We start from the raw sequence: 19,506 nt of genomic DNA, 5'->3' as shown, positions 1-19,506 counted from the left end.
GGTTCCCGGCGACCCGTACCCTGGAGGGGTTATGACTGAGACCTCGCAGCGCCCCCGCCCCCTTCGCGTACTCGCCGCCATGTCCGGCGGAGTCGACTCCGCCGTCGCCGCCGCCCGCGCCGCGGAAGCCGGCCATGACGTGACCGGCGTCCACCTCGCGCTCTCCGCGAACCCGCAGTCGTTCCGCACGGGCGCGCGAGGCTGTTGCACCATCGAGGACTCCCGGGACGCCCGCCGCGCCGCCGACGTCATCGGCATCCCGTTCTACGTCTGGGACCTCGCCGACCGCTTCCGCGAGGACGTCGTCGACGACTTCGTCGCCGAGTACGAGGCCGGCCGTACCCCCAACCCCTGCCTGCGCTGCAACGAGAAGATCAAGTTCGCGGCCCTGCTCGACAAGGCGCTCGCGCTGGGCTTCGACGCGGTCTGCACCGGGCACTACGCGCAGGTCGTCGTCCGCGAGGACGGCACCCGGGAACTCCACCGCGCCTCCGACATGGCCAAGGACCAGTCGTACGTCCTCGGCGTCCTGGACGACCGGCAGCTCGCCCACGCGCTCTTCCCCCTCGGCGACACGGTGACCACGAAGGACGAGATCCGCGCCGAGGCCGAGCGCCGGGGCCTGGCCGTCGCCAAGAAGCCCGACTCGCACGACATCTGCTTCATCGCCGACGGCGACACCCAGGGCTTCCTGGCGGGGCGCCTCGGCAAGGCGGAGGGCGCCATCGTCGACGAGTCCGGCACGAAGATCGGCACCCACGAGGGCGCGTACGGCTTCACCATCGGCCAGCGCAAGGGCCTGCGCATCGGCACCCCGGCCGCCGACGGCAAGCCGCGCTACGTCCTGGACATCTCCCCGGTCGACAACACGGTGACGGTCGGCCCGGCCGCCGCCCTGGACGTGACCGCCCTGACCGCGATCAAGCCCCGCTGGTGCGGCGCCGCCCCCACCGGCCCCGGCGCCTACACCGCCCAACTGCGCGCCCACGGCGGCGAGACCGAGGTGAGAGCCGAACTGATCGACGGCCGCCTGGAGGTCACGTTCACCGAGCCCGTGCGAGGCGTGGCCCCCGGCCAGGCGATCGTCCTGTACGACGACACCCGCGTGGTGGGCTCGGCGACGATCGCGTCCACGGTGCGGGCGACGGCCGGGGTGGCCTGACCTACCGGGCGAAGAACTCCGCCAGCACCGGTGCCAGGACGTTCGGGTCGACCATGTGGGTCTGGCCCTCGAGGGTCCGGTACGTGCCGTCCGCAGCCGCCTCGGCGACGGCGCGTGCGGCCTCGCGCAGCCACGGCGGGCTCTCCTCGCCCGCCACGGCCAGCAAGGGGACGCCGATCGAGGCCAGCCGCTCCCGGGGCACCAGCCCGCCGCCCATGACCGAGTCGTCGTGGGCGAGGGTCGGCGCGATGGCCTCCATCCCCTCCCACATCGGCGACTGACGGGCGCCCCGGATCATCTCGTCGGCCAGCCCCGTCAGCCGCAGGAACAGCTCGACGGCGTCGCCGCGCCGCCCCTGAGCGAGCGCCTCGGTGAGGTTCGCCGTGTACTCGGCGCGCGCCCTGGCCTCGTCCTCGGCGAGGGCGAACGGCGTCTCGTAGACCGCGACCCGGCGCACCGGCAGCCCGGCGGCCGCCGCGTGAAGCACCAGCGCGCCGCCCGACGAGATGCCGTACAGCGCCGCCTCGCCGCCCGCCGCGTCGATGAGGGCCGCCAGGTCCTCGACCTCGCGCTGCACCGCGTACGGCGGCGTGTCGCCGCTCTCGCCGCGGCCCCGGCGGTCGTACCAGAAGACCGTGAAGCGGCTCGCGAGCAGCCCGGCCAGGGGCGCCATGGTGCCGCCCGTGGACATCGCCCCGCTGACGAGGACGACCGCGGGACCCTGTCCCTTCCGTTCGTACGCGATGGCGGTGCCGTCGCGCGAAAGCGTCTTCTTGTCCATGTCTGTCGAGACTGTCAGACGGGACGGAACTTGTCGGGGTGGCGGGGCCGGGAGGCCGACGACCGTCAGTCCGCGCGGATGAGGAACCGCTGGTCGGCCGCGCCGGTGCAGCGCTCCTCGACAGCCTCGGCGCCCTCGGTGCTGTCGTCGCCGGTCAGGCCGATGCAGGTGGTGCCGTGGGCCGGACGAAGCCGGAAGCCCTGGGCGGCGTCGGCGGCGGCCTCCAAGCGGAACAGGGTGCCCTGGTCGCAGTCGTCCCGGGGTTCGAGCATGCCCTTCACCGGACCGGTGTCCATGACCGTCAGGCACCCCTTCCCGAGCTGGGGGTGATGCCACTGGATGCGGTAGAAGCCCTCGCCGAACGGTTCGAGGTAGGTGCGCGGCACGGTCGCCCGGGCGCACGGCAGCTGGACGGCGACGGCGCTCCCGTAGGCGCCGCGGCGGTCGCGGCCGTCCGTCAGACAGAGGTCCGGTGTGCGGAGCGGGCGCACGGTGACCCAGCCGTCGACCGGCGCCCGGGAAGCGGTGCCCGGGACGGCCGAGGCCCCGGCCCCGGAACCGCCGGCCTTTGCGGAGCCCTCGGAGGTCTCCGGGAGCAGTCCCCAGGCCGCCAGGGCGAGCAGCGGTACGGCGAGACCGGCCGCGAGCAGGACGGTGCGGCCGTTGGCCCGGCGGGGCCGCCGCCCGCCCGATGCCTCCTCGGTCCGCGGCGCGGGCTCGCCGTCGGCCTCCCGGCCGGGCTCGGGCACCGCGGTGTCCCGCTCGGCGATCCGCTCTCTGGCGTCCAGCCAGGCGTCGACCCGCTCCCCGTCCCCACAGGCGCGGACGAAGGCCGCCAGCACATCGGGGCGGGGGAGGCTCGTGCGCCGCAGGATGTCGGCGAGCGTGCTGCGGGCCAGCACGTCACCGTTGTGGGCGGCCCGCTCCTCCAGTTCGCGGTACGTCAGCCCGGCGCGCTCCTTGAGCCGCCGCATCGACGCGACGAAGCCGGCAGCGTCCCGGGCCTCGTACGGCGACAGCTCTCCCAGATTCCCCATACCTGCATCGTGTTGCAGCCATGAGGCACGGGACAACCGTGGATTCGGTCATGCCCCGTTGTCCGGAACAGAATCCGGACAACGCCCTGACCAGCCCGGACAGCTCCCTGTCTGTCCGGAACAGCCGTGGGCTGTTGCTCATGCTCCTCGACGGTCAGCAGCCTCGGTGGTGCCCGGCCGGCTCTCGGCACAGCGGGCTCCACCCGAGGCGCACCGCGCCACAATCCGAAACAAGGAGTGTCATGAAGGTCCGTCATGTGATGACCGGTATCGCAGGTGCCGCGCTCGCGATCGGCATCGCGGGTTCCCCCGCCCAGGCCGACGGGAGCGTCCGGCTCACCAGCCCCGACAATTCCAACGAGGCGGGGGTCGTCTACCGCAGCTACGGCGACATCTTCGAGATCTGGGACAACGTGCACGACGGCAAGGCGGTCCACGTGAAGTGGGCCTACAACTCCGCCCTCAACGGCGCGGCGACGCTCCGCGTGCCCGTGGACTACGACACGGGCTACACCTACAACCTGGAGCTCGACGAGTCGCGCGGCACGGTCTACTTCAAGGTCTGCCAGGGCACCCGGTGTTCCGCCCTGGGCAGCAGCAACATCTGAGGGACAGCCGGCCCTGAGGAACCCGCGTGAGGGTGCGACCGGTGCAGGAGGGGGGCACCGGTCGCACCCCGCACCCGTCGCGGGCTCAGGCCGGCGAGACGGTCACTTCGTAGAAGCAGAGATGGTCCTTGATCTCGGCGACGTCGGGCTTGGGATCGGGATAGGCCCAGACGAGGTCCGCCGCGTCCGGCAGCGACCAGTAGGACGCCGTGCCCTTGAAGGGGCAGTACGTGTGGGTGTCGGAGGGGGTCAGGAGGTCGAGCCGTACGTCCTCGGCGGGTATGTAGTACCGCACCGGACAGCCGGTCTCGCGCAGGACGAGCGCCCGCTCGGTCTCGGCCAGCACATGGTCTCCGTGGACGACCTTGAGGTGCTGGTCGCCCTGCTCGATCGTGATCGTGTGTCCTTCGCTCATACCGGAGAAGCGCCCGCCGGCCGCCGGTTCTTCCCGCGTACGGTGGCCGCATGCGTATCTGTGTCTTCCTCTCCGCTGCCGACCTCGACGACCGTTACACACGCCCCGCGCGCGAGTTCGCCGAACTGCTGGGCAAGGGCGGTCACACGCTCGTCTGGGGCGGTTCCGACGTCGGCCTGATGAAGGTGGTCGCCGACGGTGTGCAGGAGGCGGGCGGCCGGCTGTGCGGGGTGTCGGTGGACTTCCTCGCGGCCAAGACGCGGCCCGGAGCCGATGAGATGGTGATCGCTCGTGATCTCGCCGAGCGCAAGCGGCTGCTCCTGGAGAAGGCCGACGCGGTGGTGATCATGGTCGGTGGCACGGGCACGCTCGACGAGGCCACCGAGATCCTGGAGCTGAAGAAGCACGGCCACACCGGCAAGCCGGTCGTCCTGCTGAACACCGCGGGCTTCTACGACGGCCTCAAGCAGCAGTTCCGGCGCATGGAGGACGAGGGGTTCCTGCCCCGCCCGCTCACCGACCTGGTGTTCTTCGCGGAGGAGCCGGTGGGCGCGCTGGCCTACCTGGAGGAGAGCGAGGGGATCGCGTAGTCCCTCGCCGATGCGAGCATGGCGGACATGGCTACTCATGTGATCACCGGAGCGGGCTCCGGCATCGGCGCGGCCGTCGCCCGCGCTCTGCACGCGCGCGGGGACGAGCTCGTGCTGCACGCGCGCGACGCGGGCCGCGCGAAGGAACTCGCGGCGGAGTTCCCCGGCGCGCGGACCCTCGTCGGCGACCTGGCCGATCCCGACAAGCTGAGCTGGGCCTTCTCCCACCAGTCGCTCCCGGACCGGGTCGACTCGTTGCTGCACATCGCGGGGGTGGTCGACCTCGGCCCGGTCGGCGACCTCACCCCCAAGTCCTGGCGCCACCAGCTCAACGTCAACCTGATCGCCCCGGCCGAGCTGACCCGGCACTTCCTGCCCCAACTCCGGGCCGCACACGGCCACGTGGTGTTCGTGAACTCGGGCGCGGGCCTCAACGCCCACGCCGACTGGTCCGCGTACGCGGCGTCCAAGCACGGCCTGAAGGCCCTCGCCGACGCGCTCCGTCACGAGGAGCACGCGGGCGGCGTCCGGGTCACCTCCGTCTACCCGGGCCGCACCGCCAGCCCGATGCAGGCCAAGGTCCACCAGCAGGAGGGCAAGGAGTACGACCCGGCGCAGTGGATCGACCCCGAGTCGGTCGCGACGACGATCCTGATGGCCCTCGACCTCCCCCGGGACGCGGAGGTCAACGACCTGACGGTGCGGCCGGGAAGGTGACGGCGACTCCCCGGAGGGTTACGTAGGCTTCCGGGGTGAGCAACAGCACTCAGTTCAGCTTTGGCGGAGCCACCGGCGTCGGCTCCCTGCCCGGCGGTGACGCCCGCGAGGCCGCCAAGACCGCCACCGGCTCCTTCGAGGACTTCCCGTTCCTGCCCGAGCTCCCGGCCCGCGGCCCCGGCGCGGACATGATCGGCCGGACCGCCGGAATGCTCGTCGAGCTGTACGCGCGCGTGGAGCCCAGCGGCTGGCGGATCGGCGACCGGCCGGGACGGGACACCAAGCGGGCCCGGTCCTGGCTGCGGGAGGACCTCGACGCCCTGGAGGAGTTCACGCAGGGCTACGAGGGACAGGTGAAGGTGCAGGCCGTCGGCCCCTGGACGCTCGCCGCCGCGCTGGAGCTGAAGAACGGCGAGGCGGTGCTCTCCGACCCCGGCGCCTGCCGCGACCTCGCCGGCTCCCTCGCCGAGGGCCTGCGCAACCACCTCGCCGAGGTCCGCCGCCGCCTGCCCGGCGCCGGGCTCGTGCTCCAGCTCGACGAGCCCTCCCTCACCGGCGTGCTCCTCGGCCACGTCAGGAGCGCCAGCGGCTACCGCACCTACCGCGCCGTCGACCGGCAGGTCGTGGAGGCCACGCTCCGGGACGTCGTCGGGGTGCACGGCGACGGCCCCGTCGTGGTCCACTCGTGCGCGCCCGACGTGCCGTTCGCCCTGCTGCGCCGGGCCGGTGCGGCGGCGGTCTCCTTCGACTTCTCGCTGCTCACCGAACGTGACGACGACGCGATCGGCGAGGCGGTGGAAGCGGGTACCCGGCTGTTCGCCGGTGTCGTGCCCGGCACGGACTCCGCATTGTCAGACCCTGCCGGTAGCGTCATGGGTGTCAGGACGCTGTGGCGCAGGCTGGGGCTGCAACCGGGGCTTCTCACGGAGGCGGTCACGCTCACGCCGACGTGCGGCCTCGCGGGGGCTTCCCCCGCGTACGCCCGTCAGGCCCTTGCCCACTGCGTCCGGGCGGCGAGATCCCTCGCGGACAACCCAGAGTAACGGGAGGACAACACGGTGGCCGGCGACAGGCAAGCGGAGACGACGGTGCCCACCGAGGCACGGGAGCAGCACGCGCAGCTCGCTGAGCAGATCGAGGAGCACCGCTTCCGGTACTACGTGAAGGACGCTCCCGTCGTCAGCGACGCGGAGTTCGACAGGCTCCTGCGCGCCGTGGAGGCGCTGGAGGAGGAGTATCCCGAGCTGCGCACGCCCGACTCGCCGACCCAGAAGGTCGCGGGCGCGTACGCCACGGAGTTCACGGCCGTCCAGCACCGCGAGCGCATGCTGTCGCTCGACAACGCCTTCGACGACCTGGAGCTCGCCGCCTGGGCCGAGCGCGTCCACAAGGACGTCGGCGCCTCCGCGTACCACTTCCTGTGCGAGTTGAAGGTCGACGGTCTCGCCGTCAACCTCACGTATGAGAACGGCCGCCTCGCGCGCGCGGCGACCCGCGGCGACGGCCGCACGGGCGAGGACATCACGCCCAACGTGCGCACCATCGCCGAGATCCCGGACCGCCTCCAGGGCGACGGCGTCCCCTCCCTCGTGGAGATCCGCGGCGAGGTCTACTTCCCGATGGAGAAGTTCGAGGAGCTCAACGCCCGTCTGGTCGAGGCCGGCGACAAGCCCTTCGCCAACCCGCGCAACGCGGCGGCCGGTTCACTGCGCCAGAAGGACCCGCGCGTCACCGCCTCCCGCCCGCTGCACATGGTCGTGCACGGCATCGGCGCCCTGGAGGGCTACGAGGGCATGACCCGCCTGTCCGAGGCCTACGACCTCCTCAAGACCTGGGGCCTGCCCACCTCCCGGCACAACAAGATGGTCGGCGACCTCGACGGCGTACGGCAGTTCATCGCGTACTACGGCGAGAACCGGCACTCGGTGGAGCACGAGATCGACGGTGTGGTCGTCAAGCTCGACGAGATCCGCCTCCAGGGGCGGCTCGGCTCCACCGCGCGTGCGCCGCGCTGGGCGATCGCGTACAAGTACGCGCCGGAGGAGGTCAACACCCGGCTCGTCAACATCCGGGTGGGTGTGGGCCGTACGGGCCGGGTGACGCCGTACGCCCAGGTCGAGCCGGTGACCGTGGCCGGGTCCGAGGTCGAGTTCGCCACCCTGCACAACCAGGACGTCGTCAAGGCCAAGGGCGTCCTCATCGGCGACACGGTGGTGCTGCGCAAGGCCGGTGATGTCATCCCGGAGATCCTCGGTCCGGTCGTCGACCTGCGCGACGGCAGCGAGCGCGAGTTCGTGATGCCGTCCGAGTGCCCCGAGTGCGAGACGCCGCTGCGGCCGATGAAGGAGGGCGACGTCGACCTGCGCTGCCCCAACGCCCGTACCTGCCCGGCCCAGTTGCGTGAGCGCCTGTTCTACCTGGCGGGCCGTAAGGCGCTGGACATCGAGCACTTCGGGTATGTCGCCGCGGCCGCCCTCACCAAGCCGCTGGAGCCCGGGGACCCGCCGCTGGCCGACGAGGGCGACCTCTTCGACCTCACCATCGACCGACTGCTGCCCATCAAGGCCTATGTCCTCGACCAGGACAGCGGGCTGCCCAAGCGGGACCCGAAGACGGGCGAGGAGAAGATCGCCACGGTCTTCGCCAACCAGCAGGGCGAGCCGAAGAAGAACGCGCTCGCCATGCTGGAGAACATCGCGGCGGCCAAGGAGCGCCCGCTGGCGCGCATCCTCACCGGCCTGTCGATCCGTCATGTCGGTCCGGTCGCGGCCGAGGCGCTGGCCCGCGAGTTCCGCTCGATCGAGCGCATCGAGCAGGCCACGGAGGAGGAGCTGGCCGGCACCGACGGGGTGGGCGCCATCATCGCGGCCTCCCTCAAGGAGTGGTTCGCCGAGGAGTGGCACCAGGAGATCCTGCGCAAGTGGAAGGCCGCGGGCGTCCGTATGGAGGAGGAGAGCTCGGGTGAGGACGAAGGCCCGCGCCCCCTCGAAGGGCTGACGGTCGTCGTCACCGGCACCCTCGAACACTTCACCCGTGACGGCGCCAAGGACGCCCTGCAGAGCCGTGGAGCGAAAGTGACCGGTTCTGTTTCGAAGAAGACGTCATTCGTCGTTGTGGGTGACAATCCTGGATCGAAGTACGACAAGGCGATGCAGCTCAAGGTGCCGGTTCTGAACGAGGACGGTTTCACCGTCCTGCTGGAACAGGGGCCCGAGGCGGCGGCCGAAGTGGCCCTTCCGACCGAGGAGTAGCGAACAGTGGCGGTTGAAGGCCACCCGATCGGCGCATACCAGATGCATACGGGTGGCCGGGGCGCATTCGGGCAACCGTCGACGACCGCTGCCCGTGGAAGCCTTCTGCGGCCTACTGTTGACATGTGCGCCTGCCGTGCCCAGCTGCGGTCGGGGCATCCCCGTGCTCCTGGTGAGCAAGGGGAAGGGTTTTCCAACGCGGCGCCGCCCGGGGTTGTCGGGCAACGGGCCGCGTGGCGTGGGCACCGCCGGCTGTGAGAGGGACGGGAATGGAACCGACCGAGAGCGCCGCCCCGGACTCAACGGTGCGCCGACGCCGCGTCGCCGGCGTCTGGTGGGCGAAATGGACGGCGCGCTCCGGGCGACATCCGGGCGCGCAGGAGTACGTACCGCACACCGCACCGCAGCGCGCGCCCCTCAACGCAACGCCGCACCCCACCCTGAACCACCGCGCCTCCGCCGCCTCGCACCCCGGGCTGCCCGACGCCGAATCCGACCGGCATCTGTCCTGGCCCGCGCTGCCCGCCGCCGTCGTCGCGGCGGCCGGCTTCGCCTTCGGCGCCGGCTTCTACCGCGCCTTCACCGACAACCACGCCCTCTTCCCGTCCGGCACGGTCGGCTGGGCCCTGGCCGTGCTGGCCGGCGTGATCGTCGGCCACCTGGTCCTGCTCGGCCGCGCCCGCTGGTGGGGCGGCACCGGCTCCGGTGCCGCCCTCACCCTCGCCGTCCTGCTGCTGTACGGCTGGGTGCCCGCCGGCATGGTCAGTCTCACCGTCGTCGTCCTGGTCGGCATAGCCCGGCGCCACCGCTGGCGGCAGGGGGTTCTGCACGGCGCGGTGGACATCCTCGGCATCGGCGTGGGCGCGCTGCTGCTGGCGGCCTGCGGGCGGATACCGTCCGTGGAGCGCCCCTGGACCCCCGACAGCTGGACGGTCTACACCGGCCCCCAGGTGGTCCTGGTGGCCGTCGCCTACCTCGCCGTCACCCGCGTCCTGCTCTGGTATCTGCCCGCCCCGCGCTCCGGCGGGCTGCCCACCGTCGCCCGGACGGCCCTGGTCAGACAGGGCCTGGTCGCGGTCGCCCTGCTGGGCATCGCCCCGCTGATCTGTGTGGTGGCCGTGGCCAAGCCCATCCTGCTGCCGCTGTTCGCCATCCCTCTCTTCGCCCTCGACTCCACCCTGTGGATAGCCCGCGCCCGCGCCGAGGAGCAACTGCGCGACCCGCTCACCGGGCTGCCCAACCGCCAGTGGCTCCTGGAGCGCATCTGGACCGCCCTGGACGACGCCGAGCGCATCGGCGCCCGGGCCGCCCTGATGCTGATCGACCTCGACCGTTTCCGTTCGGTCAACGACACCCTCGGGCATCTCGCCGGTGACCGGCTGCTGCTCCAGATAGCCGAGCGGCTGCGGGTCGCCCTGCCGCGCGGGGCGGAGGTCGCGCGGCTCGGCGGGGACGAGTTCGCCGTCTTACTGCCCGTCGCCGACTCCACCACCTCGGCGGCACGGATCGCCCGCGCCCTGGTCTCCGACCTCAGCTCACCCCTCGACCTCGACGGGCTCACCCTCGTCCTGGAGGCCAGCGCCGGCGTCGCCGTCTTCCCCGACCACGCACTCGACGCGGAGGGCCTGCTGCGCCGGGCCGACGTGGCGATGTACCAGGCCAAGCGGGACCGCACGGGAGTGGAGGTGTACGAGTCCAAGCGCGACTCCAACACCCCTGACCGGCTCGGTCTGCTGGGCGACCTGCGGCGCGCGCTCGACGCGCACGAGGTGCAGCTGCACTACCAGCCGAAGGTCCGCTTCGACGGGCAGGTGGCGGGGCTGGAGGCCCTGGTGCGGTGGGTGCACCCGGAGCGGGGGAAGGTGCCGCCGGACGAGTTCATAGCGATCGCCGAGTCGTCGGGCCTGATGCCGCATCTGACGGAGTACGTGCTGGAGACGGCGCTCGCGCAGGTCGCGCAGTGGCGGGTCCAGGGGCTGTTCGTGCCGGTCGCGGTGAACGTCTCCCCGCGCGACGTCCACACACCGGGCTTCGCCGGGTCGGTGGCCGCCCGGCTGGCCCGGCACGGAGTGCCCGCGGGAGCGCTCCAACTGGAGATAACGGAACACGTCCTGCTGGAGGACCCGCAGCGCGCCGCCGCCACCCTCAACGGGCTGACCGGCCACGGCGTGAAGATGTCCCTCGACGACTTCGGCACCGGCTACTCCTCACTGGTGCATCTGCGCCGGCTGCCCGTCAGCGAGCTGAAGATCGACCGCTCCTTCGTGGCCCGGCTGGCCGTCGATACCGAGGACGCGGAGATCGTGCGCTGCACGGTCGACCTCGCGCATTCCCTGGGGCTGCTGGTGGTCGCCGAGGGCGTCGAGGACGACGAGACCTGGGAACGCCTGCGCGACCTGGGCTGCGACGCGGTGCAGGGCTGGCTGGTGGCCGCGGCGATGCCTCCCGAGGAGACGACGGCGTGGCTGCGGGCCCGCGGCTCACGCGGCTGGCAACGCCCCGCGGCGGCCCTCCCGGCAGCAGCCACCGAGGACTGACCGCTCCTGTCCGCCCCCGGTTCGGCCCGGGCGGACAACGGTCTCACCCCGCCTGCGCCACGAAGTGGCGAACGGCGGGTGCAGGCGCCGAGCGCACGCCGCCTCCGGGAGACGGCCGCGCTCAGGGTGCATTGGACTCCGTTGCCCCGGACCCGCCTGCTCGATCTCCGCCGCCAGGCGCCGCGTCGGCACCACCTCCGCTCGTTCGCGCTCCCGGCGCCTGAATCGGCGTGCCCTGGTTCTAGCGGTGCTAGATATTCTTTCGACGCTCTGCTACCTTCGCTACAGTTGCTAGTGCCGCTAGCAAGAAAGCCAAGCGAAGGGAGATCCGCCATGACCGTCACCGCCTACACCCTGGCCGTCGTGCTCAACCTGTTCTGCCTGTTCATCGGGTACCGGTTCCTGTTCCAGCCCGCCTCCGCCGCCGCCGGTTACGGCGTCCCGGCCCGGCCGGAGGGCGACGCCGGCGCCTATCTCTCGATCAAGGGCCTCAGGGACGGCGCCTTCGGCGTCCTCGGACTGGCCCTGCTCGCCTTCGCCGGCGCCACCGCCGCGGCCTGGTTCATGGTCTGCGTGGCGATCGTGCCGCTCGGCGACACCCTGATAGTCCTGCGCCACGGCGGGACCAAAGCCGTCGCCTACGGAATCCACTTCGCCACGGCCGTCGTCGTGCTCATCAGCGGCGCACTCCTCTTCGCCGTCTGAACCGCATCCGCATCCGCGTCAGAGTCCAGTCCGAGAACGCCCACCGAGGAAGCCGGGGAAACGTCATGTCCTTGTTCGTGCCCGAGTTCGACGAGACCGTCATCGTCCGCGACGCCGAAGCCGAGGTCCTCGGCGGCGCACCCGTGGGCGTCAAACTGCTCGCCGACAGCAGCGCGTCCGGCGGCGCGCTGTCCACCGTGCGCGTCACCCTCGGGGAGGGCGCCGACGGTGCCCGCCCCCACCTGCACCGCAACTCCGCGGAGATGTTCTTCCTGCTCGACGGCGAGGCGGAGGTCCTCTCCGGCGACGACGTCGTCACCGCCGAACGCGGCGATCTCGTCATCGTCCCGCCGAACCGTCCGCATGCCTTCGCCGCCGCCCCGGGCAGCACCGCCGACCTCCTGATCGTGATCGCCCCGGGTGTGGAACGCTTCGACTACTTCCGCCACCTCCAGCGCATCCGCCTCGGCGAGGCCACCCCCGAAAGCCTCCTGGAAGTGCAGGAGCTCTACGACAACCAGTTCCTGCGCAGCGACGCCTGGGAAGGCCGCCGAAGCTGACGAGCGGGGGAAACCGTTTCACAGGCATGCCGCACCGCCCCCTAGGATTAGGCCCAAACCACACACTCACTCCACCCCAGAGGAACGCTGCATGCCTGGCATCACGCGCGAGGAGGTCGCCCACCTCGCCCGGCTGGCGCGTCTGGAGCTGAAGCCCGAAGAGCTCGAACACTTCGCGGGACAGCTTGACGACATCATCGGCGCGGTCGCCCGCGTCAGTGAGGTCGCCGACCAAGACGTACCGCCGACCTCGCACCCGCTCCCGCTGACGAACGTCATGCGGGCGGACGAGGTCCGTCCGTCGCTCACCCCCGAGCAGGCGCTCTCCGGCGCCCCGGCCCAGGAGCAGCAGCGTTTCAAGGTGCCGCAGATCCTGGGGGAGGACTAACCGCCATGACGGACAACGTCACCATCATCAAGCTCACGGCCGCCGAGACCGCCGCGAAGATCGCCTCCGGCGAGCTCACGGCCGTCCAGGTCGCCGAGGCCCACCTGGCGCGCATCGAGGCCGTCGACGAGAAGGTCCACGCCTTCCTGCACGTCGACCGCGAGGGCGCGCTCGCCCAGGCCCGCGCCGTCGACGAGAAGCGCGAGCGCGGCGAGAAGCTCGGACCTCTCGCCGGCGTTCCCCTCGCGCTCAAGGACATCTTCACCACCGAGGGCATCCCGACGACCGTCGGCTCGAAGATTCTCGAGGGCTGGATCCCGCCGTACGACGCGACGCTCACCAAGCGGCTGAAGGCCGCCGACGTGGTCATCCTCGGCAAGACCAACATGGACGAGTTCGCCATGGGGTCCTCCACCGAGAACAGCGCCTACGGCCCGACCGGCAACCCGTGGGACCTCACCAAGATCCCCGGCGGCTCCGGCGGCGGCTCCTCCGCCGCCCTCGCCTCCTACCAGGCGCCCCTCGCCATCGGCACCGACACCGGCGGCTCCATCCGCCAGCCGGCCGCCGTCACCGGCACGGTCGGCGTGAAGCCGACGTACGGGGCGGTCTCGCGCTACGGCATGGTCGCCTTCTCCTCCTCTCTCGACCAGGGCGGGCCCTGCGCCCGTACGGTCCTGGACGCGGCACTGCTGCACGAGGTCATCGCCGGGCACGACCCGCTGGACTCCACCTCCATCGACGCCCCCGTCCCGCCGGTCGTCGAGGCCGCCCGCAACGGCAGCGTCGAAGGCATGCGCGTCGGCGTCGTCAAGCAGTTCCGCGGCGAGGGCTACCAGGCCGGCGTCATCCAGCGGTTCGACGAGTCCGTCGCGCTGCTGAAGGAGCTGGGCGCCGAGATCGTCGAGCTGGACTGTCCGTCCTTCGACCTCGCTCTGTCGGCGTACTACCTGATCGCGCCGTCCGAGTGCTCGTCCAACCTGGCCCGCTTCGACGGCCTGCGCTACGGCCTGCGCACCGGCGACGACGGCAGCCACTCGGCCGAGGCCGTCACCTCCCTCACCCGTGAGGCGGGCTTCGGCCCCGAGGTGAAGCGCCGCATCATGCTCGGCACGTACGCGCTCAGCTCGGGCTACTACGACGCCTACTACGGCTCCGCCCAGAAGGTCCGCACGCTCATCACGCGGGACTTCGAGAAGGCCTTCGAGCAGGTGGACGTCATCGTCTCGCCGACGACCCCCACCACCGCCTTCGCGATCGGCGAGCGTGCCGACGACCCGATGGCGATGTACCTGGCCGACCTGTGCACCATCCCGACCAACCTGGCGGGCAACGCGGCCATGTCGCTGCCCTGCGGTCTCGCCCCGGAGGACAACCTCCCGGTGGGCCTGCAGATCATCGCCCCGGCGCTGAAGGACGACCGGCTTTACAAGGTCGGCGCCGCCGTCGAGGCCGCCTTCGTGGAAAGGTGGGGTCACCCGCTCCTCGAGGAGGCTCCGTCGCTGTGAGTGCACTGAACAAGGCCAAGGGCTTCAAGAAGTCCAAGTCCGGTACGTATCTGTCCATCGCCACCACGGCGTTCGGCGCGATCGGTGTCGCCAAGCGGGTCAAGAAGGCCCGCGCCGAGAGCGACACGCTCGTGCTGGTCGACGCCGTCGTGTCCGCCGCCGCCATCGTCACCGGCCTCGCCATCCTCTACCGCGAGCTGAAGCGGCTGGGCGACGACGACGTCCTGCTGGGCTGAGAGGGAAGTTTCACCGTGACCACCACGACCGACCTGGTGTCGTACGAGGACGCGCTGGCGTCGTACGACCCCGTCATGGGCCTTGAGGTCCATGTCGAACTCGGCACCAAGACGAAGATGTTCTGCGGCTGTTCGACCGAACTCGGTAGGGCCGCCAACACGCAGACCTGTCCCACCTGCCTCGGCCTGCCCGGCGCGCTCCCGGTCGTCAACGCGATCGGCGTCGAGTCGGCGATCAAGATCGGTCTCGCGCTGAACTGCGAGATCGCCGAGTGGTGCCGTTTCGCCCGGAAGAACTACTTCTATCCGGACATGCCGAAGAACTTCCAGACCTCCCAGTACGACGAGCCGATCGCCTTCAACGGCTACCTCGACGTCCAGCTGGAGGACGGCGAGACCTTCCGCGTGGAGATCGAGCGCGCCCACATGGAGGAGGACACCGGCAAGTCGACGCACGTCGGCGGCGCCACCGGCCGTATCCACGGCGCGTCCCACTCCCTGCTGGACTACAACCGCGCCGGCATCCCGCTCATCGAGATCGTCACCAAGCCCATCGAGGGCGCGGGCGAGCGTGCTCCCGAGGTCGCCAAGGCCTACGTCCGTGAGCTGCGCGAGCTCATCAAGGCGCTCGGCGTCTCCGAGGCCCGCATGGAGATGGGCCAGATGCGCTGCGACGTGAACCTGTCGCTGCGCCCGCACGGCCGCGAGAAGTTCGGCACGCGCTCGGAGACGAAGAACGTCAACTCGCTGCGGTCCGTGGAGCGCGCCGCCCGCTTCGAGATCCAGCGGCACGCGGCCGTGCTGTCCTCCGGCGGCACGATCATCCAGGAGACCCGCCACTTCCACGAGGACACCGGGTCGACGACCTCGGGCCGCGTGAAGGAGGAGGCCGAGGACTACCGGTACTTCCCGGAGCCCGACCTCGTCCCGGTCGCCCCGTCCCGCGAGTGGGTCGAGGAGATCCGCGCCGGGCTGCCGGAGCTGCCGCTGGTCCGCCGGGGCCGGCTGCTCGCCGAGTGGGGGATCTCCGCCACCGACATGCAGTCGATCCTCAACGCCGGTGCGCTGGACCTGATCGTCGCCACGATCGACGCCGGCGCCGACGCGGCCTCCGCCCGCAAGTGGTGGATGGGCGAACTGGCGCGCAGCGCCAACGAGTCCGCGACGTCGCTGGACGAGCTGGCCATCACGCCCGAGCAGGTCGCGCGGGTCGCCCAGCTCGTGTCGTCCGGCGACCTGAACGACAAGCTGGCCCGTCAGGTCATCGAGGGCGTCCTCGCGGGCGAGGGCACCCCGGACGAGGTCGTCGAGAAGCGCGGTCTGAAGGTCGTCTCCGACGAGGGCGCGCTCACCACCGCCGTCGAGGAGGCCATCGCCGGCAACCCGGGCATCGCCGACAAGATCCGCGGCGGCAAGGTGGCCGCGGTCGGCGCCCTGGTCGGCGCGGTGATGAAGGCCACGCGCGGTCAGGCCGACGCGGCCCGCGTCAAGGAGCTGATCCTGCAGAAGCTGGGCGTCAGCGAGGGCTGAGTCCCGCCGGCTCCCGCCCGAGTCGAGTGAGATTCCCCCAGGGGTGCACCGCGAACCGGTGCACCCCTGCTCGTGTTCTGGGTCCGACGCGCTACGCTCGCCCGCCATGAGTGCACGAACCGACTCCGAACCCCACAGCGACATAGAGGACCCGGACGAGGAGTACGGCACCGAGGACGCCCGCCGGGCCCGCTGGGCAGCGACCGGCACCGGAGCGCTGCTCACCCTCGCCGGCCTCGCCGCGTCCCTCCTGCGCCTCACCGGCTCCGCCCCGGCCCTCGTCCCGGCGTCCTACGCCCTCGGCGCCGCCGTCTGCGCCCTCGCCGCCCTCCTGGGCTCCCGCGGCCGTACCCGGCGCGCGCTGTGGCTGCTGATCGTCGGGGTGATGGTGATGGCGTTCGGCGACCAGTCGGACTGACCCGCCCGGCACCGGCCCGCCCGACGGTGACACGTGCCCGACGTGCCCTGACAACACGGCCGTTATTGTCCTGTGATCTGCCTCCCACTCCGGTGAAACGACCCACGAACGCGTCAAACGATCTCCGGCGCCTGCGAGAGTGTCCTCGCATTGCTCATACGTTCTTTGCGGGCTGTTCAGGTCAAGCACGACTGTTCACGACTGTTCCCGGTCAAAGATCCACAATTCACCCCCGGGAGCGCATCGGTGGCAGCCCTTGCACGTTGGTGTGTACGCAACCGCCTCGGCACGTTCCTGCTCTGGCTCCTCGTCCTCGGCGGCACGGCCGCCGCCGCCGCCGTCGCCGGCTCCGCCTACTCCAACGACTACGAGGTCCCCGGCACCGAGTCCGGCCGCGCCACCCAGCTGCTCACGGAGGGCTTCCGGGACCTCGGCGGGGACAGCGACACCGTCGTCTGGCGCACCGCCTCGGGCACCGTCCGCGCCGCCGACGTCGAGCAGAGCATGACCCGCACGCTGGAGAAGATCGCCGACCTGCCCGGCGTGGCCTCCGTCGCCGGCCCCTACGACGACCAGGGCAGGGCTCAGATCAGCAAGGACGGCCACACGGCGTACGCCACCGTCGTCTTCGAGGACCGCGCCGAGGACATCGACCGCGGCGAGGCGCAGGCCGTCGTCGACACCGCCAGGGCTGCCGCGGGCGACGGGCTCCAGGTCGAGCTGGGCGGCAGCGCGATCGCGCTGACCGAGCCCTCCGGCGGGCATCTCGCCGAGGTCGTCGGCGTGGTCGTCGCCGCGGCCGTGCTCTTCCTGGCCTTCGGCTCGCTCGCCGCCTCAGCTCTGCCCATCGCCACCGCCCTGGTCGGCGTCGGCACCGCGTACGCCGGGATCGTGCTCCTCGGACACGCCATGACCGTCGCCGACTTCGCGCCCATGCTCGGCATGCTCATCGGGCTCGGCGTCGGCATCGACTACGCGCTGTTCATCGTGACCCGGCACCGACGCGGGCTGAAGCGGGGGCTCACGGTCGCCGAGGCCGCCGTCAACGCCGTGACGACGACCGGGCGCGCCGTCGTCTTCGCGGGCGCCACCGTGTGCATCGCCCTGCTCGGCATGCTGATCCTGCGGCTGAACTTCCTGGGCGGCGTGGCGATCGCCGCCTCCCTCACCGTCGTGCTCACCGTCGCCGCCTCCGTGACGCTGCTGCCCTCCCTGCTGTCCTGGATCGGCATGCGCGCCCTCAGTCGCCGCGAACGCCGCCGACTCGCCGAGCACGGGCCGCAACCGGAGCTGCCGACCGGCCTCGCCGCCCGCTGGTCGGCGTTCGTGGAGCGTCACCCCAAACTGCTCGGCGCGCTCGCCCTCGTCGTCATCGCCGTCCTCGCCCTGCCCACCTTCGCTCTCCGCCTGGGCACCTCCGACCAGGGCAACGCCCCGAAGTCGGCCACCACCCGCCAGGCCTACGACCTCCTCGCCGACGGCTTCGGGGCGGGCGTCAACGGCCCGCTGACCCTGGTGACCCGCGTCGACGGCGCCGAGGACAGGCTCGCCCTGGACAACCTCGACGCCGCCCTGCGCACCACCGAGGGCGTCGCGTCGGTGACGCCGGTGACCTACGACTCCGGCGGATACACCGCCTGCCTCACCGTCGTACCGGAGTCCTCCCCGCAGTCGCAGCACACCAGCGAGCTCGTCCACCGGCTGCGCACCGAGGTGCTGCCCCGGGCCGAGGCCGGCACCTCCCTCGACGTACAGGTGGGGGGCGTGACGGCGGGCTACGACGACTTCGCCGACGTCATCGTCGGCAAACTGCCGCTGTTCGTGGGCGTCGTCATAGGCCTGGGCTGTCTGTTGCTTCTGCTGGCGTTCCGGTCCGTCGGCATCCCGCTGAAGGCCGCCGCGATGAACGTCGCCGCCGTGGCCGCCGCGTTCGGGATCGTGGTGGCCGTGTTCCAGTGGGGCTGGGGGAGCGAGCTGCTGGGCCTCGGCCGCGCGGGGCCGATCGAGCCCTTCCTCCCGGTCATCATGGTCTCGGTCCTCTTCGGCCTCTCCATGGACTACCAGGTCTTCCTGGTCAGCCGGATGTACGAGGAGTGGCTGGAGACCGGCGACAACCGGCGCGCCGTCCGCGTGGGCCTCGCCGAGACCAGCCGGGTGATCAACTCCGCTGCGGTCATCATGATCTCGGTCTTCCTCGCCTTCGTCCTCAGCGGCGACCGGGTGATCGCCATGTTCGGCATCGCGCTCGCCGCCGCCGTCGCCCTCGACGCCTTCGTCCTGCGCACGCTGCTCGTGCCCGCCCTCATGCACCTGCTCGGCGGCGCCAACTGGTGGCTGCCCCGCGGGCTCGACAAGAGGCTGCCGCGGATCAGCATCGAACCGCCCGAGTGCCGCGCGGCCCATGAGAGGCTCGCGGAGGTAGTGGAGGCACTGGAGAAGGAGCCGCGGCCGGATGTACGCGATATCGCTGGGTGACGACGGAGCCGAACTGCGCCCCCTGGAGCTCTGGCACGCCGAGGAGTTCCTGGCGCACCTGGAGCGCGGCCGGGAGTTCATCAACCAGTACGTCCCCTTCGGCTCGAAGGCCGAGGACGTGGCCGGCGCGCGCGAGGTGCTCCAGCGGTACGCCGACATGCGCGCCGCCGACACCGGCTCCCTGCACGGCATCTGGCTGGACGGCACGCTCGTCGGCGGGGTGCTCTTCCTCAACTTCGACGCCGGGGCCGCGAACTGCGAGGTCGGCTGCTGGCTGGAGCCCGCCGCCACGGGGCGCGGCCTGATCACCCGTGGCATCCGGGTACTGATCGACTTCGCGGTGGACCAGCGTGGCATCGAGCGGATCGAGTGGGTCGCGTCCGCCGGGAACACGCCCAGCCTCAACGTCGCCCGGCGGCTGGGGATGACCCGCGACGGCGTGCGCCGGCAGGCCTACCCCTATCGTGGGGTGCGGCACGACCTCGAAGTGTGGTCCGTGCTGGCCCAGGAGTGGCGCGACGCACGCGCGCGCGGCGCTCACAACGATCATTAAGGGACCTCTCAGAGAGCGTCCGTACGGTGCGAGGT

Annotated in this window: 19 protein-coding genes; 16 read left to right on the top strand and 3 right to left on the bottom strand. The window is 71.5% G+C overall.

Translation table 11 applies throughout. The features are described 5' to 3' along the window. Positions 1 to 31: 31 nt before the first annotated feature. Complete coding sequence (gene mnmA / locus ACIBTS_RS10890; RefSeq protein ID WP_399318307.1) at positions 32 to 1,162, top strand: tRNA 2-thiouridine(34) synthase MnmA; 1,131 nt, start codon at positions 32 to 34, stop codon at positions 1,160 to 1,162. Between the two features lies 1 nt (position 1,163). Here the strand turns inward: mnmA and ACIBTS_RS10885 are convergent, their stop codons facing one another. Together ACIBTS_RS10885 and ACIBTS_RS10880 are read right to left on the bottom strand one after the other, a co-directional pair. After that, the gene (locus ACIBTS_RS10885; protein WP_399318305.1) at positions 1,164 to 1,943 is read right to left on the bottom strand and encodes an alpha/beta fold hydrolase; all 780 of its coding nucleotides are present in this window, start codon (positions 1,941 to 1,943) and stop codon (positions 1,164 to 1,166) included. Between the two features lie 65 nt (positions 1,944 to 2,008). Further along, the gene (locus ACIBTS_RS10880) at positions 2,009 to 2,980 is read right to left on the bottom strand and encodes a helix-turn-helix domain-containing protein (protein WP_399318303.1); all 972 of its coding nucleotides are present in this window, start codon (positions 2,978 to 2,980) and stop codon (positions 2,009 to 2,011) included. 242 nt (positions 2,981 to 3,222) lie between these two features. Between ACIBTS_RS10880 and ACIBTS_RS10875 the strand changes: the two genes are divergently transcribed. Continuing rightward, entirely contained in the window at positions 3,223 to 3,588 is a 366-nt protein-coding gene (locus ACIBTS_RS10875) for a hypothetical protein (RefSeq protein ID WP_399318302.1), read from the top strand. Between the two features lie 85 nt (positions 3,589 to 3,673). Here the strand turns inward: ACIBTS_RS10875 and ACIBTS_RS10870 are convergent, their stop codons facing one another. Continuing rightward, positions 3,674 to 4,003: a DUF427 domain-containing protein gene (locus ACIBTS_RS10870; protein ID WP_319672105.1), complete on the bottom strand. Its 330-nt coding sequence runs from the start codon at positions 4,001 to 4,003 to the stop codon at positions 3,674 to 3,676. Between the two features lie 50 nt (positions 4,004 to 4,053). Between ACIBTS_RS10870 and ACIBTS_RS10865 the strand changes: the two genes are divergently transcribed. The 14 genes from ACIBTS_RS10865 (at position 4,054) to ACIBTS_RS10800 (ending at position 19,471) form a co-directional block, all read left to right on the top strand. Then, on the top strand, positions 4,054 to 4,593 hold the full coding sequence (locus tag ACIBTS_RS10865; RefSeq protein ID WP_399318298.1) for a TIGR00730 family Rossman fold protein: 540 nt from the start codon (positions 4,054 to 4,056) through the stop codon (positions 4,591 to 4,593). An 18-nt stretch (positions 4,594 to 4,611) separates the two neighbouring features. Then, a complete protein-coding gene (locus ACIBTS_RS10860; RefSeq protein ID WP_399318296.1) occupies positions 4,612 to 5,310 on the top strand; it encodes an SDR family oxidoreductase in 699 nt (232 codons plus the stop codon). 35 nt (positions 5,311 to 5,345) lie between these two features. Beyond that, positions 5,346 to 6,353 carry a methionine synthase gene (locus ACIBTS_RS10855; RefSeq protein WP_399318294.1) on the top strand — a complete coding sequence of 336 codons (1,008 nt, stop codon included), beginning with the start codon at positions 5,346 to 5,348 and terminating at the stop codon, positions 6,351 to 6,353. 15 nt (positions 6,354 to 6,368) lie between these two features. Then, on the top strand, positions 6,369 to 8,561 hold the full coding sequence (ligA, locus tag ACIBTS_RS10850; protein WP_399318292.1) for an NAD-dependent DNA ligase LigA: 2,193 nt from the start codon (positions 6,369 to 6,371) through the stop codon (positions 8,559 to 8,561). Between the two features lie 269 nt (positions 8,562 to 8,830). Further along, positions 8,831 to 11,098 (top strand): putative bifunctional diguanylate cyclase/phosphodiesterase, encoded by a 2,268-nt coding sequence (locus ACIBTS_RS10845; protein ID WP_399318291.1) that lies wholly within the window; start codon positions 8,831 to 8,833, stop codon positions 11,096 to 11,098. A 333-nt stretch (positions 11,099 to 11,431) separates the two neighbouring features. Further along, on the top strand, positions 11,432 to 11,803 hold the full coding sequence (locus ACIBTS_RS10840) for a DUF4267 domain-containing protein (protein ID WP_399318289.1): 372 nt from the start codon (positions 11,432 to 11,434) through the stop codon (positions 11,801 to 11,803). A 65-nt stretch (positions 11,804 to 11,868) separates the two neighbouring features. Beyond that, positions 11,869 to 12,363: a cupin domain-containing protein gene (locus tag ACIBTS_RS10835; RefSeq protein ID WP_319672111.1), complete on the top strand. Its 495-nt coding sequence runs from the start codon at positions 11,869 to 11,871 to the stop codon at positions 12,361 to 12,363. Positions 12,364 to 12,454: 91 nt separating this feature from the next. Continuing rightward, positions 12,455 to 12,751: an Asp-tRNA(Asn)/Glu-tRNA(Gln) amidotransferase subunit GatC gene (gene gatC, locus ACIBTS_RS10830; RefSeq protein ID WP_007384860.1), complete on the top strand. Its 297-nt coding sequence runs from the start codon at positions 12,455 to 12,457 to the stop codon at positions 12,749 to 12,751. A gap of 5 nt (positions 12,752 to 12,756) precedes the next feature. Further along, the gene (gene gatA / locus ACIBTS_RS10825) at positions 12,757 to 14,259 is read left to right on the top strand and encodes an Asp-tRNA(Asn)/Glu-tRNA(Gln) amidotransferase subunit GatA (RefSeq protein ID WP_079659317.1); all 1,503 of its coding nucleotides are present in this window, start codon (positions 12,757 to 12,759) and stop codon (positions 14,257 to 14,259) included. Further along, on the top strand, positions 14,256 to 14,495 hold the full coding sequence (locus ACIBTS_RS10820; protein ID WP_079659316.1) for a hypothetical protein: 240 nt from the start codon (positions 14,256 to 14,258) through the stop codon (positions 14,493 to 14,495). Before gatA ends, ACIBTS_RS10820 begins: the two co-directional genes overlap by 4 nt. Positions 14,496 to 14,510: 15 nt before the next feature. Further along, a complete protein-coding gene (gene gatB / locus ACIBTS_RS10815; RefSeq protein ID WP_399318286.1) occupies positions 14,511 to 16,025 on the top strand; it encodes an Asp-tRNA(Asn)/Glu-tRNA(Gln) amidotransferase subunit GatB in 1,515 nt (504 codons plus the stop codon). Between the two features lie 106 nt (positions 16,026 to 16,131). Further along, complete coding sequence (locus ACIBTS_RS10810) at positions 16,132 to 16,443, top strand: hypothetical protein (protein WP_399318285.1); 312 nt, start codon at positions 16,132 to 16,134, stop codon at positions 16,441 to 16,443. 246 nt (positions 16,444 to 16,689) lie between these two features. Next, positions 16,690 to 18,918, top strand: a complete 2,229-nt coding sequence (locus ACIBTS_RS10805; protein ID WP_399318283.1) for an MMPL family transporter — start codon at positions 16,690 to 16,692, stop codon at positions 18,916 to 18,918. After that, positions 18,896 to 19,471, top strand: coding sequence for a GNAT family protein (locus tag ACIBTS_RS10800; protein WP_319672115.1), 576 nt, complete (start codon positions 18,896 to 18,898; stop codon positions 19,469 to 19,471). The genes ACIBTS_RS10805 and ACIBTS_RS10800 overlap by 23 nt, the downstream gene beginning before the upstream one ends. The last annotated feature ends 35 nt before the right edge of the window (positions 19,472 to 19,506 follow it).

The organism is Streptomyces sp. NPDC050121 (genome assembly GCF_044460385.1).
GTDB classification, from domain to species: domain Bacteria; phylum Actinomycetota; class Actinomycetes; order Streptomycetales; family Streptomycetaceae; genus Streptomyces; species Streptomyces soliscabiei.
This window is presented reverse-complemented; position numbering and strand designations above follow the sequence as displayed.